Origin of the sequence: Pseudoramibacter faecis, assembly GCF_036289405.1 — a bacterium.
In the GTDB taxonomy this organism is placed as follows: domain Bacteria; phylum Bacillota; class Clostridia; order Eubacteriales; family Eubacteriaceae; genus Pseudoramibacter; species Pseudoramibacter faecis.
Map to the genome: position 1 here is coordinate 1 of NZ_JAYFFI010000005.1, position 15,016 is coordinate 15,016.

16 protein-coding genes are annotated in these 15,016 nt (G+C 55.7%); all 16 read right to left on the bottom strand.

Annotation, left to right across the window (positions count from 1 at the left end):
• Positions 1–104: 104 nt before the first annotated feature.
• On the bottom strand, positions 105–305 hold the full coding sequence (locus V3C63_RS05245; protein WP_329886760.1) for a hypothetical protein: 201 nt from the start codon (positions 303–305) through the stop codon (positions 105–107).
• Positions 306–362: 57 nt separating this feature from the next.
• Entirely contained in the window at positions 363–647 is a 285-nt protein-coding gene (locus V3C63_RS05250; protein ID WP_329886761.1) for a 4Fe-4S dicluster domain-containing protein, read from the bottom strand.
• Positions 648–1,943 (bottom strand): FAD-dependent oxidoreductase, encoded by a 1,296-nt coding sequence (locus V3C63_RS05255; RefSeq protein WP_329886762.1) that lies wholly within the window; start codon positions 1,941–1,943, stop codon positions 648–650. It lies immediately after the preceding gene.
• 43 nt (positions 1,944–1,986) lie between these two features.
• Positions 1,987–2,706 (bottom strand): ubiquinone/menaquinone biosynthesis methyltransferase, encoded by a 720-nt coding sequence (locus tag V3C63_RS05260; protein WP_329886763.1) that lies wholly within the window; start codon positions 2,704–2,706, stop codon positions 1,987–1,989.
• Entirely contained in the window at positions 2,697–3,632 is a 936-nt protein-coding gene (locus tag V3C63_RS05265; protein ID WP_329886764.1) for a prenyltransferase, read from the bottom strand. Before V3C63_RS05265 ends, V3C63_RS05260 begins: the two co-directional genes overlap by 10 nt.
• Before the next feature lies 1 nt (position 3,633).
• Positions 3,634–4,641, bottom strand: a complete 1,008-nt coding sequence (locus tag V3C63_RS05270) for a polyprenyl synthetase family protein (RefSeq protein ID WP_329886765.1) — start codon at positions 4,639–4,641, stop codon at positions 3,634–3,636.
• A gap of 28 nt (positions 4,642–4,669) precedes the next feature.
• Positions 4,670–6,844, bottom strand: a complete 2,175-nt coding sequence (gene ldhH / locus V3C63_RS05275) for an L-lactate dehydrogenase (quinone) large subunit LdhH (RefSeq protein WP_329886766.1) — start codon at positions 6,842–6,844, stop codon at positions 4,670–4,672.
• A gap of 29 nt (positions 6,845–6,873) precedes the next feature.
• The gene (locus V3C63_RS05280) at positions 6,874–7,419 is read right to left on the bottom strand and encodes a LutC/YkgG family protein (protein ID WP_329886767.1); all 546 of its coding nucleotides are present in this window, start codon (positions 7,417–7,419) and stop codon (positions 6,874–6,876) included.
• Between the two features lie 102 nt (positions 7,420–7,521).
• Positions 7,522–8,379, bottom strand: coding sequence for a DUF445 domain-containing protein (locus tag V3C63_RS05285; RefSeq protein WP_329886768.1), 858 nt, complete (start codon positions 8,377–8,379; stop codon positions 7,522–7,524).
• Between the two features lie 483 nt (positions 8,380–8,862).
• On the bottom strand, positions 8,863–9,600 hold the full coding sequence (locus V3C63_RS05290) for an ATP-binding protein (RefSeq protein ID WP_329886769.1): 738 nt from the start codon (positions 9,598–9,600) through the stop codon (positions 8,863–8,865).
• A gap of 239 nt (positions 9,601–9,839) precedes the next feature.
• On the bottom strand, positions 9,840–10,859 hold the full coding sequence (locus tag V3C63_RS05295) for a zf-HC2 domain-containing protein (RefSeq protein WP_329886770.1): 1,020 nt from the start codon (positions 10,857–10,859) through the stop codon (positions 9,840–9,842).
• Positions 10,852–11,298, bottom strand: a complete 447-nt coding sequence (locus V3C63_RS05300) for an RNA polymerase sigma factor (RefSeq protein WP_425355354.1) — start codon at positions 11,296–11,298, stop codon at positions 10,852–10,854. The genes V3C63_RS05295 and V3C63_RS05300 overlap by 8 nt, the downstream gene beginning before the upstream one ends.
• A gap of 289 nt (positions 11,299–11,587) precedes the next feature.
• A complete protein-coding gene (locus V3C63_RS05305) occupies positions 11,588–12,187 on the bottom strand; it encodes an L-2-amino-thiazoline-4-carboxylic acid hydrolase (RefSeq protein WP_329886771.1) in 600 nt (199 codons plus the stop codon).
• 100 nt (positions 12,188–12,287) lie between these two features.
• Positions 12,288–13,148 (bottom strand): alpha/beta fold hydrolase, encoded by an 861-nt coding sequence (locus V3C63_RS05310; RefSeq protein WP_329886772.1) that lies wholly within the window; start codon positions 13,146–13,148, stop codon positions 12,288–12,290.
• Between the two features lie 340 nt (positions 13,149–13,488).
• Positions 13,489–14,130 carry a hypothetical protein gene (locus V3C63_RS05315; RefSeq protein WP_329886773.1) on the bottom strand — a complete coding sequence of 214 codons (642 nt, stop codon included), beginning with the start codon at positions 14,128–14,130 and terminating at the stop codon, positions 13,489–13,491.
• Between the two features lie 23 nt (positions 14,131–14,153).
• A complete protein-coding gene (locus V3C63_RS05320; RefSeq protein ID WP_329886774.1) occupies positions 14,154–15,014 on the bottom strand; it encodes a GIY-YIG nuclease family protein in 861 nt (286 codons plus the stop codon).
• Between the last annotated feature and the right edge of the window lie 2 nt (positions 15,015–15,016).

Genomic DNA, 15,016 nt, shown 5'->3' on the forward strand with positions numbered 1-15,016 from the left:
TGCTTTTCCAGGTTTTATGGTACTATTCTCTTTTCTATGACCTCGCCGCCTGAAGCGACAGCTTCTACATCTTACCAGGACGTAATGATTCTGTCAAGCTTTTTTTAAAGTTTTTTCAGCTCATCGCCCGGCCGCCGCCCGAAGCGGCAACGACAGCTATTATACGCCCCTTCCTTCATCCCTGTCAATCCCTTTCCTTTATCTTTTTCGGTCTTTTTCGCGGCGCAGGGTTTTCCTGCTGTTCGCTCCGGGTGCGTGATGTCTATTATATCACGTTCCGGCGAAACGACCAAACCTTTTTTCATTTTTTAATAGCTTCTTTGCGAAAAAGGGCCGGCCATTGGCCGGCCCTTAAGAGACCGTCAACCTTCGCGATAGCTCACGCCGAAGCTGCCTTCGGGGTAATGCCAGTCTTCTATCAGTTTGCCCATGGAGAGCACCCGACAGGTGCCGCATTCTAAACAGCCCAGGTGACTGAACTGCACTTCGCCGTCGATGTATTTGTAGCAGCCGGCGGGGCAGGCCAGCACAACCTTGCGGATCTCCGCCTCATCCTTGTACGCCTTGTTAATCTGGATATGAGCATTTTCTTCGTCGGTATGGAAGAGATCCAGCGCCAATTTGTCGTCTATCGTCATTTTTTTCATTTAAAACGCCTCCAATACGGTCGATGCAAAATCCGTCAGTTCCGCCACGCTGGTGTGCGATGCCACCGCGTTGATCATGTACATGATCAGGCCCATTTCCTCCTTGCCGTTAACGGTGAAGGCTTTAGTCGCAATGTCGTCCACCATATCGGGCACGTCTTGGAAGATTTCCCGGCGGGAAAGCAGAGTCGGGAAACCCTTGTAAGTCTTCATATCCCGCATGATAAAGCTTTGGTTCACCGCTTCCGGATAACTCGAAAGGACCTCGGCGCTGAAGTCGCTCTGGGCGTGAGCCTTGATCACAGCCTCCGCGGCAAGTCTGCCGGATTCGATGGCAAAGTCCATCCCCCGGACGGTGTAGCCCAGGTTGATGACCATCCCCGCCGCGTCCCCGGTGAGCAGCACACCGTTGCGGACGAGCTCGGGCACCATGGCCAGACCTTCTTCCGGCACGAGATGACCGGAGTATTCCACAGTCTTGCCTCCTTCAATATAGGGCGCAATAGCCGGGTGTGCCTTGAAGCGGTCGAGCATGTCGGGCACAGCCACATCGGAGTGACCGATGTCGCTCAAAGTCGCGACGATCCCAATGGAGACACTGTCCTTATTGGTATAGAGCAGGCCGCCGCCGAAGCCGCCGAGGGTAGGATCGCCCACAGTCAGCCAGGACATGCCCTCCTGCCCGCGCAGGCCGAAGCGCTCGTTGATCACGTCCTCGCCAAGCTTGATGACCTCCTTGGCGCCAACCGCCACCTGATGGGGCTCCAGCTCCTTGGTCATACCCAGGTCTTTGGCCAGCAGGGCATTGACCCCGTCGGCCAGAATGACCACATCGGCTTCCATGATTTCGCCGCCGGCATCGATGCCGATAACCTTGCCGTCTTCCACCACGCATCGATCGACGCAGATGGAAGAGACCACCGCGGCGCCAGCTTCTTCGGCTTTTTCAGACATCCACTGGTCAAATTTAGAGCGCAGCACGGTATAGGACGCGTCCTCCGGTGTAGCGCTGAGCTTTTCCGAGCTAAAACCGATATCCAGGCAGCTCTTTTCGCTCATGATCGAAATTTTTTCGTGATTGACAATTCTTTCAATGGGGGCTTCCTCGGCAAAATTGGGAATGATCTTCTCCAGACTGTGGCCGTAAAGCCGCCCGCCCGTCATGTTCTTATCGCCGCAATGATCGCCGCGCTCGATGAGAAGCACCTCCAGACCTTCCCGCGCCAGCACGATCGCTGCTGAACAACCGGCCATGCCGCCGCCAACGATAATCGCGTCAAATTTATCCTCGCTCATGTTCTCTCCTTCTTTTATTCTGATGATCTCCACGAAGCCGCCGCTACTTGCACCCGCAAAACATCATGCAGGCACCAAACAGAAACGACCGCTCCCCAATGGCCCGCAACCCGATCGTTTGAAACAGGTCGACCATGTCACGCTTTTTTAAAAATTGTTCCGTCGATTCCCACAGCCAGCGATATGCCTGGCGATGACGGCTGCCGCCGCCGAGAATCGGCATGATATGCTTGAAATACAGTCGGTAAAAAGGACGCACCGGCCCCGTCTCCGGCACCAGGGAATCAAGGCAGTAAAGCCGTCCCCCGGGCACGAGCACCCGGCGCATCTCCCCCAGCACCTGAGCGTAATCCTCGGTGTTGCGCAGGCCGAAGGCGATGCACGCCGCCGAGAAGCTCCCGTCCGGAAAGTCGAGATGCATGGCATCCCCTGCCGTCCAATACAGCCTGGCCCGAAGCGCTTCCGGGGTTTTCCGCCGGGCCACCGCAAGCATGTTCTCCGAAAAATCCACCCCGGTGACGGTCAGATCCGGCCGGCGTTCGGCTAGGCCGATGGCGATATCTCCGGTGCCGCAGCACAGATCCAGCACCCCCTGCCGGGGCAGCGTGGTCCTGGCCAGTTCCGCGATGAGAGCGGCTTTCCATCGTCGCTGCAGTCCCAGGCTGATGCGCCGGTTACCGCCGTCATAATGCTCCGAGATGCTCTCGAACACGTCGTGCACCCGCTCCCGCTTGGCGGGCGGCGCGTCCGGTTTTACATCCATCCGGTCACCTCCGCGAGCGAAGCTGCCGCCGCCGCGAAAATGCAGGCGCCCCCCGCCAGCGCGTTGGCCTTGGCAATGCCCTGCATCTGGCGAATCCGCCCCTCAGGCTGAAGCCTGGTGTGAAACAGCTGCCAAAAGGGCCGCCTGGCCAAAACGAACACCCACGCCGGCGCCAAAAGCCCCCAGGGCCCGAAGGCCACCCAGGGCAGCGCCGCCAGGGCGACAATCCACAGGGCCACACCGAAGTGATAGCCCGCCACCGTCCGTCGCCTGCCGAGCAGCGCCGGCAGGGTCCGCCGGCCGGCTGCCCGGTCCTTTTCAATGTCGCAGCCGTTGTTGGTCATCATAATGAGCCCGATGCCGATGACAAAGGGCAAACTGATGAGCAAAATCTCCGGGTGAAGGCGGTTGTCCGCCGCCGCGGTGATGCCCAGAGGGATGAATCCCCCCATCACCCCGCCGGAAACGACCTCCCCGAAGGGCAGCCGAGACACGGGCGCAGGACCGGCAGAATAAAGCACCACCACGGCCCCGCCGACAAGACCCACCGCCAGGGGCGCACCGAGATTCGGCGCAGAACCAATGACGCCAGCTAAGGCACCAGTCGCGAGAAAAGCCGCCCCCAGATACCTGGCGTGAACGGGATTGATGTTTTCATACACCAAGGTCGCGTCGTTTTTCGCCACGTTATCGGTCACCTGATCAGTGCCGCTGATAAAATCAGCGTAATCGTTGAGGGTATTGACCGCTGCCTGCATGAACACGCAGGCCAGCACCAGCAGGACACCCCGCCAAAAAGCCAGAGGCCGGCCCGCCTGGGCACTGGCCACCACTGCGAACACCGCAGGACCGACGGAAGCCACCCAGGTGTGAGGGGCCGCCAACTGCAGTGCCATCCGGGGCGTCAGGCGATTATAAGACTTCATCTCACACCTCCAGTCGGGCCAAAAATCGTTTGATGCGTTTCAAGCTGTGGCTGGATGGAAAGTCGTCGAGAATGGCCGTGGCCTGATCCCGATACGTCCGAATGGCCTGCCGGGTCTGCTCCAGACCGCCGCAACTGTCGATAGCGCCGCGTACAGCCACAATGCCTTCAAAATCCAGCGGCGCTTCCCGGTTGGCGGCAAGCAGAGGCCGCAGAGCCGCCCCGGCCTTGTCGTCCGCCAGCGCGATGAGCAGCGGCAGGGTGTAAATCCCCTCCCGGACGTCCTGGCAGACATCCTTGCCATCCTCCAGAGGCGCCGCGGTGAAATCCAGCAGATCGTCCCGCAGCTGAAACAATATGCCCAGCAGTTCGCCGAATCGGGCCAGCCGCTCGATCGCTTCCGGCGCGCAGCCCCCCGTCATGGCTCCGATGCGACAGGCCGCCGCAAACAGGGCCCCGGTTTTGCCCTTGATGTTCTCAAAATACATCGCCTGGGTGGCGTCCGGCCGGTGGCGCAGGCACGCCTGGCCGATCTCCCCGGCGCACATCTTCTCGATGGCTTCGGCCAAAACGGCCCCGGGCGCGTTGAGCCCATCCTTCAGCTGATAATAATTAACCCGGGCCATGATGAAGTCCCCGGCGTAGACCGCCGCGTCCTTGCCATACCGGCTTTGAATGGCAGGCTTGCCCCGGCGAAAGCGGGCGTCGTCAACAATGTCGTCGTGAATCAGCGACGCCAGGTGAATGAGCTCCACCATAGCGGCCAGCTCCACCGCCTCCCGCCGATGGGCGTGCCAGGCGGGGCCGAGGCTCGCACAGAGCAGCAGCAGCCGGGGCCGCAGCATCTTGCCGAAATCGCTTAGGGTGTCGTCAAGAACGAAGCCCACCGGCGTTCCGGCGAAATCGTGGGCCGTCATCCGGGCAATGGCCGTCTTCACTTCCTTCTGCCAGCGGTCGCCCGTCACATCGAAAACGACGAGTTTGGCCGCGGCGTTTGTCTGTCCTGTCATGGTTGTCTCCCCCGGTGCCCGGCCGGTTTTAGACCAGGCCGCGTTTTTCCGCGATGATTTCGGCCGTGTGCTTCACGTCCACCGGCACGTCGCGGGCGTCAAGGCCGCCTTTGATCTGCATCATGCAGCCGGGGCAGTCCACCGCCACGCAGTCGGCGCCGCTGTCTTTAATATGGCCGACCTTGCGCTCGACCAGCGGCGCGGCCACTTCGGGGAACTGAACGCTGTAGGAGCCGCCGAAGCCGCAGCAATAATCGCATTCTTCCATTTCCTTAAAGTTCACACCCCTGGTATGCTTGAGCAGCTCGCGCTGTTCTTCAAAAACGTGGAGGCTGCGCTTGAGGTGACAGGAGTCGTGATAGGTCACGGTGACGGGTTTGCCGTCGCCTTCGTCTGCCAAGCCGCCGAGCATATAGAAAAGCTTGCTGAAGTCGTAAGACTTGTCGCTGAGTTCCTGGGCTCGTTTTTGCATCTCGGTGCCTTCCTCGAAGAAGGTTTTGTAAAGGCGCAGCTGATGGGTGCAGGATGGGCAGGCGGTGACAATATAATCGTAATCTTCCGCGTGCATAGCCTCGATGTTCATCTCTGCCGTCTTCAGCGCGTTAACCGTATCCCCCATATTGGTGGCCGGGCAGCCGCAGCAGGACTGATCCATGGGCATTTCCACCAGATAGCCCACCTCGTTGAGGTTGGCAATGACAGCCTTGGCCACATCCACATAGACAAAGTCGAGGAGGCAGCCGGCAAAGAGGGCAATTTTCCCCTTGGGCTCAGGCACGTTCTGTTTGATGGTTGGGAAGATATCCCGCAGGGGCATCTTCGCAATTTCCGGAAAGCTTCTGCCCTCCGTCAGGCCCGAAAGGAACATGGGCAGGTGACGGATCATCGGCTGTCCCTTGGTAAAGGGCGCCTGAGCCACCGAAGCAATGCGCAGCATCGAATGGAAGAGCTTGCGGTCGCTGACGGCGTCAAGCGCAAATTTGTGAATCGGATCCTGATGCTTTGCGACGCTCTTTTCCCGCAGCTTCAGGATCATTTCCGCGATGTGCAGGCCGCCGCCGCAGACTTCGTTGCAGCGTTTGCACTGCAGACAGATGTTCTGAATCTGATCAGCCCGATCCTCGGAAACCAGGAAGTGGGTGAGCAGGGTTCCGATGCCGCCGGTGTAGACGTTGGAGCCGTAAACATGGCCGCCAAGCAGGGCGAAGGCCGGACAGACGTCCAGGCAAGCCCCGCAGCGGATGCAGTTGTAAATTTCTCTGAAATCTTTGTCCGCCAGAATTTCCCGGCGTCCCGGATCGTCCAGGATAACGACGTGGAAATCCTTCGGAGCCTTGGTGTCGGCTTCCTTATCGGTGCACACTTCCGTCGCCCCGGTATACATCGAAATGTAGGATGTAATGCGCTGGGCGGTGCCGTTGCGCGGCAGGGCTTTGAAGATATAGCGCGCGTCCGATAGACTCTTAACGAATTTTTCAATCCCGAAAACATAGAGATGGATTTTGGGCAGGGTCCCGACCATGCGGCCGTTGCCTTCGTTGGTCATGGTAAAGACGGTGCCCGTTTCCGCCACGGCCACGTTGGCCCCGGAAACCCCCATATCCGCATGAGTGAATTTATCCCGCATAACCCGGCGGGCGGTTTTCACTTCCTCGGAGATGATGGGTTCATTTTTTTCCTTGGTGTAGTCCGTAAACAGATCTGCCACCTGTTCTTTATTCAAATAGAGCGCGGGCATGACCATGTGGACCGGGGTTTGGCCGTCCAGAGCGATAATGAATTCGCCCAGATCGGTTTCGTCGACGGTGATGCCGTCGTCCCCGAGGACCTGGTTCATGTGAATTTCCTCCGACGCCATGGATTTGGACTTCACAATGGTCTGGACGCCCTTTTCTTTCACGAGGTTGCGCACAAATTCCGTGGCTTCCTCGGTGCTCTTGGCGTGAAAAACGTGGCCGCCCCTGGCGGTGCAGTTCTTGGTGAACTCCTCGATCATTTCGTCCACGTGATCCGCCGCGTAGCTCTTGACTTCTTTAATCTTCTGCTGGGTCTCTTCGAAATCGACACCTTTGTAGGAATTCAGGCGCCTTTCCGGATAAGTCGCACAAAAGTTTCCCAGGGTTCTCCCGAGGGTCTTATTATGTAAAGCTTCTTGGATCTCCTGCTTTAAAGCTTGGTTTTCCTGGGTCGCTTCGTTAGCCATGATTGATTACCTCCTTCTCTGTCCCGACGTCACGCGTCGTCCACGATGACGGCCGTCAGTTTGATGGGTCCGTGCACACCGACCGTCCCGACACATTCGATGTCGGCCGTCCGGCTCGGCCCGGTGATAAAGCCGACATAGGCGGGCAGTTCCGGCATTTCGCTCAAAATATCGAACATATCGTCGTACAAAGGAACGATGGTCGATCCCTTGACCACACCGATATAGTGCTCCGACATAGTGGCGATGATCCGGCCGTCGACATCGTCACTCATCTGCATCATGGAGCCGAGCTCCGCGATGCCGTAGCCGTTTTCGGTCACGCCGCCCTTGTCCGTTTCCGCATTCTTGCGGACATGGTCGGTGTGGACCGTCATCCCCGCCGATTCGAGGGCGGCCTTTACACCGGCCGCTTCAAACAGCGGCGACTGCCCCAAACACAATGACGAAATGCCGTCCTTTTGATAAATATCGGCGATCGTCTTCCCCAACTCATCCCTTGAAGTGCGGACACATTCACCGTTGACCCCTTCAAGGTTTTCTTTAAACCGCTCGTACAATTCCTCCGAAAACATGAGTGCACCCCTTTCTTGATTTGTGCGCGCTGTTAATGATCCGTAAAAATCGATTATCCCGTCGCTTTGAAGCCATCACCTCCCTCAATGTGCTGCTGCGGATTACAAGAAAATATTGACGGTGCCAATAACCGCTCCGAGCAGCGCACCAAACCACACCACCATCCGCAGTTCCCGGGCGACAATATCGAGGACCAGGGATTCCACCTCCCCGGCGCTCATCAGGTTCATCTTCCCGGTGATCTGGGTCACGATGTCGATGCTCTCGACGATAGGCCGGACATTTTTGCGCATGAAGCGCAGATAAACCGCCTTGATTCCGTCGATGAGCACCCGCTCATTTTCAAACAATGCCTCCGTGAGCCGCTCTACCGGCTCTTCCGCCAGGGATGCCCCCTCCTCGGCAAGCATTTCAGCGATGAGGGTTTGTCCCTCCGACGCAAGCTGGGCTTCCAGCTGGTCGGCGATGGGGCCGGCATAGGCCGTCGCCAGATTGCCCATGAGCCGACTGGTTTCGCTTTCGCTCATGGCCTGAGCGCTGCTGATGACCATTTTGCGGGCAGTGCCGGAAGCCACCAGTCGATCCCGAATCCGGGTCGCCAGGGCCGCCCGCATGCGGGCGGCCGCAGCCTCGGGCACGGCCGGTCCCAGTTCCCCCATCGTCCGGGTGCTGTGCAGCTCTGCCGCCACCTGGCGGGCAATCTCCTCGGCAAAGGGCTCCGAAAGAAAGACGATCTCCAAATCGTCCCAATTGAAAAATTTCGCGAAAACCGCTTTGCCCAAGGCATCCGCCAGTTGAGCCTTGCGCCGGGGAATGATGCCCGGCGTGAAAGGCACCCGCCGGCCGAAAATCATCTTGGGCGTGAGCGGGCGAAAAAGCATCTTGATAGCGATATAGTTTGTGATGTAGCCAATAACGGCCCCGATCAAAGGGGGCACAATCCAATGGATAAGCAACATGTGGTTCCTCTTGAAAACAGCTAATAAATGCAAAAATAGTGCTGAAAAAATCGGGGGCCAGTGCCTCAGCCCGCCGCAAAATTCACAGAAGGTGGTCGGAACGGATTGAAAGTAAGGACGGTCAGCCGTCAGTTGTGGTTAATTGGTCCGACCACTTGGTTATCATTATATCCTCTTTTGAAAACATATGCAAGAAAAAATATTATTTGAAAAATCGTATACACATTCCTAATTTTTTTTTAACATTTCTATTCGGACATATTTACCCCGCCAAATTACCTTTGGAAAAACCAGTTTTTTCACAGAATCCGATCCGATCCGTCCGATCTCCTCCAACACATCCCGCAGCATCGGGGCAACTCGGATCCAATGGTTTCAAATCGGCAGTCTTCATCCCAGCTATCCCTTTTCCTGGTCTGAAAAATACCGATTTTTCGCATAAAAAAAGAGCTTGCGCCGAAGCGCGCTGCTCTGAGTAAATGGCTATTGCGGTTGCAGGCTGTTCACCAGGCTGCCGTCCAGCCCCACGACCGACACGCTCCAGAGGATCGGCTTGCCGCTGGCCGCCAGCGCGTTTTTCGTCGCCTGCTCGAGACCGCGGCAGCAGGGCACCTGCATGCGCACGATGCTCACACTTTGAATTCCGCTCTGCCGGAGGATAGCCGTGAGTTTATCGGTGTAGTCTCCGTCGAATTTGGGACAGCCGATAACCACCGTGCGCCCCTTTACAAAATCCCGATGGAAGCTGCCGTAGGCATAGGCGCTGCAGTCCGCCGCAATGAGCAGCTTCGCCCCGTCGAAATAAGGCGCTTCGGGATTTACCAGCTTGATCTGCACCGGCCACTGACGCAGCTCGCTTTCAGCCGGGGCTGCGTCGGCCTGCGGCTTGTGCTCGAACATCTGCGCCGCCGCTCCCGGGCATCCCGACGAATTCGGATGCGCCTGGGCTCTCAGGCTGCCGGCCCTTTGCCTAATGCGGTCCAGCCGCGCGGCGTTGGCCGCCACAGCGGCCTCATCATAGGCCGCGGCCTCCCGGGTTTCAAAGGTAATCGCTCCGGTGGGGCATTCGGGCAGGCAATCACCCATCCCGTCGCAATAATCGTCGCGGATCAGCCGGGCTTTGCCGTCTGCCATCTCGATGGCGTTTTCGTGGCAGGCCTCGGCGCACAGGCCGCAGCCGTTGCATTTGGCTTCGTCGATGTGAATGATTTGTCGCTGCATGATTTCCTCTTCTCTAATAGATTTATTTGTACTGATTTCTGTTGATAAACGGTGTCCCCCAATAAACAGGGAGACGCGGCGCCCCCTGTCGAACTCGGATATGAACCGGGAGGCAAATCGCTGCAAGGCTATCATAACCGCTCCGGCGCCGAGACGCTGTTGGCATGCCAACATTTTTGACGGCGGATCCAAAAATCCCGATGCCTGCCGCGAAAGGCGGCCATGAAAAAAACGGACCGTCAATCGACAGTCCGCTCGTGCGCTCTGCACCGGTCCCTGCGCCGCCCGGCGGCCAACAAGATCCCGCCGACGGCCAGGCCGATCATCAGCACCAATAGCGCCAGGTTAGCGTTAAAGGCCTGGTTTTGTGCCCAGCGGCCGAAATCCACCCGAGTCAGGAAGAAACCCCGCCGCCCTTCAAAGAGCAAACGTCCCAGATCCCCCAGCAGCGCCAGCCAAAGACTGAGGATCCAGGTGATGAGGCCGGCCTTTGTCAGGCGGCCTGCCCGGGGCAGCTTTGCCGCGAAAAGCACCAGCCACACCGGCACCACGAAGAGCGTCGCCGCGAGTGCCCCTTCCCGGCAGCCGGCCGTATCACCGCTCACCAGCGTCACCGCCAGAATTGTCAGATACAGCCAGAGGGTGTCCCAAGCGACGACGATCAGCGCCTTTTGATGCGCTAAAACCGGCGGCAGCGCCGCCCCCCGCACCACAAAGGGAAAAAACACCAACGAGATGCCGAAAATCGTCCCGGTGACCACGTCGATGATCGAGCCGCCGTCAAAAAAGGCAATCACCAGCACTTCGGTGAGCACAATGGCCATCGTTGCCGCGACGATCGCCTTCGCCAGGCGATTCCGCCTCGCCATCATCGGCACCACGGTCAGCGATGCCACCAGGGCCATGGCCGCCGCCAGCACCATCGGCACGCCAGCTTCCGCTCCGCCTGCCAGAGCCACCACCCCCGCGATAATCACCGGGATCATCAGCAGGTCCGCGATGATCGCCCCGGCTCGCCAGGCCGTTCGCTGCTGTGCCTGCCGGTGCCGGGTCAAAACCCCCCTCTTCTCCGCACCGACCGCCGCTTCGATCTCCTCCTTTTTCAAATCCGTCGCCAGCCGGCTGCACGCCGGGCAATCGGCCAAGTGCGCCTCGACCAGCGCGGCACTCGCCTCGCTGCACACCCCGTCGACATAAAGGGGCAGCAGATCCCGCACCACCGCGCAGGTATCCGCCGATTGATCTTGCCGTTCATTCATTTTCTACCATCCTTTCCTGAATCTTCCGCTTCGCCCGGTGATAGGTTACCCGCGCCCAGTTCTCCGACTTGCCGAAGATGCGGCCGATATCCGCGAAGGAGAGTTCCCCGAACACCCGCAGCGAAAAAACTTCTTTATAAGGCTCGTTCAGATGGTGAAGCACCCGGTGGATGCGCAGCGCTGTGTCGTGATCCGCCACCCGGGCCAAATGATCCGCCGTATCCGGCGGCGCTTTCTCCGGAAAGGGCGCCCGCCGCTTTTCCTCTCGAAAGCCATCCATCGCAAAATTTTTGGCGATCGCAAAGAGATAAGTGCGCTCGGAGGCGTCGCCGCGATAGGCGCTCCCCGCCGTCATAGCCTTTACGAAGGTCTGCTGGGCGATCTCTTCCGCCTGAGCCGCGTTTTTGGTGAGGCTCATCGCGTAGGAATATACCTGCATGTAATACGTTTGATAAAGCTTCTCGAAATCCGTGGCACTCCCCTCCTTTCTGATTTCCCGGCGCCGCCGGGCGCGTCTGCATCGGCCTTATAGGCATTAGACGGCGACGGGCGCGTTTCGTTACAAATTTTTTTGTTTTTTTTAGCCACCCACACTCCCAGGCATCAAAAAAGGCCGCCCGGTTTCCGGGCAGTCTTCATGCGGAGCGTTGTCATGCGCCGTCAGCGTGTCAGCCGGACATCGGTGCCGCCGCCCGGACACGACCGCTTATCCATTCGTTAATGCCTGATTATCCCTGCGCTTCTCCAATGAGCGCCTGATACCGCCGCATCAAAGCCGCGACGGTTTTGCTTTCGCTGTACCAATGGTATTTGCGGCCCTCTTTGGCATAAAAGCCATATTCCTTCATCAGCGTACAGATGCCGCAGGCGTAAAATCTATCCTCATAGCCGCTCCCATCCGCATAGGGCAGATAGTCCATATTCCATGAATACGGATTTCGGTCTGCCGCTTTTAAGGTCGCTGTTTCCTTCGTCTCCCGAATATCTTTATCCGTGAACTTCTGCTTTCCCATGATCCGGCAGAACCACCGGGTCGGCGGGTTCATCATGGCGTTCGCATAAAATTCCGTGAGGCTTACAACATCAGGTCTGGTGCTCATGGCCTGCAGAAAAGCTATCAGAAGCGCGCAGTTCACAATATTCACATCAAACTGGTCGGCTTTTTCAAACTCTGGCAGTTTCGCGATAACCTTTTTGTAGTTTGACCTCGCGGCTGCAGTTACTCTTTTTGCTTCGGAGGATGTCAATCCGAGGTCGGAAACCAGATGGTTCCGAAATGATCTGCGATACAACACCCACATTCCCCACGGAAGGCCGTCATACTTCATTTACTTACCCCCAGTCTGAAAGCCGCGAATTCACAACTGAACCCATTAACCAGCCTGTCTATCAGCGGACCTACTGTCGATGGTCAGGCTTGTTTTGCTTTCAAAGTTTCAGTGTTTTTCTGCAGAACTCACGGATCTTCTGTATATATTCATCTGCCTGCAGGATTGTAGCCATATGCCCGCCACTGATATACATGATATCGGGATCATGCATCAGTCCGACAAGATCCTTCTGCATTTCTCCGCCGAAGAAATCTTTGTCGGGGAGGATCAGGAGGATCCTGCCCTTTAGTCGGGCGAAAGTTTCTGGCGTTACGGGCATCTGGTGCATGACATCGGCCAGAAGAGAGGAAATATGCACATCCTTTTCCTGCTTGTAATCACGAAAAATTGTCTCGAACATATCCTGAATATACGCCACATCCTTTGGGTCGCTGCCTTTGGGCATATTGTGCATTCCGGCTCTGATAAGCCTGGGCTTCAGCTTCTCATAGTTACAGCGTTTCATCACCCACAGCATAATCGGAGCGAAAAAGTATTTCCTGCGGAGACTTTTAAGTGTCTGCTCATCCATACCCCCGGTTGAGATCAAGACAAGACCGCCTACGTCCACGGAATATCTCTGTGTGTAGATCTGAGCGATCATACCACCGTCACTGGCGCCGATCAGAACAGGATTTTTAAGTCCGAGATCTTCAAAAAACTTGTGCATTCCCACCACAAGTTCCTGATTGCTCTTGAATTCCATCGGATAGTCAAAAAGCAGTATCCGGTAATCTTCCGAAAGATTCTCTACATACCTCATCCACATCTCGGATACATTCATCCCGCCGTTCAGAAATACAAGCGGTGGCCTCCTCTCACCGCCGACCAGAATATAGCGAAAAGTTCCTCCACCGCTGACGAGGGTCTGGTAAGGATATTTCTTTATAAATATATTCAGTTCTTCCTGATAAGTCACTTAAGCACATCTCCTTCTGCATTTATAAGGTGTCTTTGTAGCCAGACCGACACCCCTGAATCTCAAGCGACACCCCTGCGAGGGCAATCGTTGAATTGTATCAAATTTTGAGTCTTGTTTTCTAACAAGACGTTATCTTGGATACCATGCCCGTATGTGCTTATAACCCGGAAACCGTGCTGTTTTCGGGCTTTTCTGCGTTTCAAAGCAGAGCGCGGGATGGCGTTTCCGGTTCTGAACTGATATGCGGTTGCGGCTGCCATTGCCAAAAGCGACACCCCCATTCTACTATCGTTGAAAAGTATGGGTAACGTTGAAAGGTATAGGAATCGTTAAAAAGTTATTTCTTGTAAGTGAGAAATTTGAAATCGTCCACGCCGCCATAAGCAAATACGGTCCCCAGTGGATATCCCTTTCGAATGTCGAGGTCAAAACTCTTCAAAAGAAAGAGAATATCATGCAGGCCGCCATTATTGTAAATGGTTGATTCATTCAGTATATGGGCATGCTGCGTAATTGCCTGATCCAGCTCTGTAATTTTTTCCCGCAAATCATGATAGAGAGCCCAGTAGAGCATGTCATGGAAGTACAACGGCAGCTCATTTATTACGCTTTCGTGCAGATGAATCATTTCATGAAGCAGAGTTGCATCATCTTCAGCAACCTCCGGAGAGAGGCAGATGATTTGATTCTGGTGGTCGTAATATCCCTCGCGCCCATCGAGCGACTCGATTTTGGTCTTGAAAAATGTATAGCTAAAATATTCTAATGACTCAGGTCTTGGAGCCTCATCATCACGCCATTCATCTGAATCTGCAGATTTACTCTGACACTTTATTAGTTCATAAGATGCTGTTCCCGGCTCAAAAAGCATATCTTCGAACAGGTCGGAAAACTCATCCATTTTGTCAAAAAGTTTTCTTTCAGCTTCAGAAGCCTGCGTATAATACCAGTCCATGAAAAAACTTTCATCCATATTCATTTGTGTCACCTTGGCATAATGCACTATTCATTATTCTTTTTTTCAATTTCCTTAAGAGACCGGCCGTTCTTATCTTTCCACGTCTTCGGCCCGCTTACGCTGTATCCGAGTACAAAGTCAGCAGCAGCGGATGAGCTTGAAAAGAGCAAGTCCTCGGTAGTCGTCAGATCCTTCACCTTTTCTTCTGAGATCCATTTATCGCGCAGTTTAACTATCCTCGCATTTAATGACTTGGCGTTCATCTTTTCGTTAATCATGGCACCCTGTAAAACCACAAAGCCCTCTGTGGTTGTCTTCCCAGTTGCCTTTGCCGCCCCAGTACTGATGTAAAGAAGGTCGTCATCATCTGAGGGATTGGACGGGCTATGCTGCAGTAGCGGTTCAAGAACCTTGTAACCTAAGGCGTTAATAATTACCTTGATGTCGTCAACAAATTCCTCCATAACGGCATGATCGGATTCCTTCATAACAGTGTTCTGATAGGTGTTCTTCGTCAGCACCTTGTACCGCTTACAGGACTTAGCAATTTCAACGAGTCGGTTTTCGAGATATCTTATCAGAGTCTTGTTGAGATCACGCCCTATGAAGATGACAGCTGTTGTCCAGTAGTATTTTTCCTTATCTGCTTGATAATCTCGCAGGTGCTGGATGAGCCGATCCTTGACATTTTCCGATTCTCCGATATACACGGAATCCGTGTCATCGTCTTCTTTGCAGAAGAGGAAATATACCCCTGCCTGCGTGATATCATCACGCGTACAAGACTGCACCTCGATGCGTGGTATCTTGATGGCTTTCCCATTCCAGTTTGAAAGTTCTGCTGTTACCAGACTGTCAGCCGTTCCGTTGACAAGGAACAGTTCTATTGTCTTTCCGTAGGGCATTA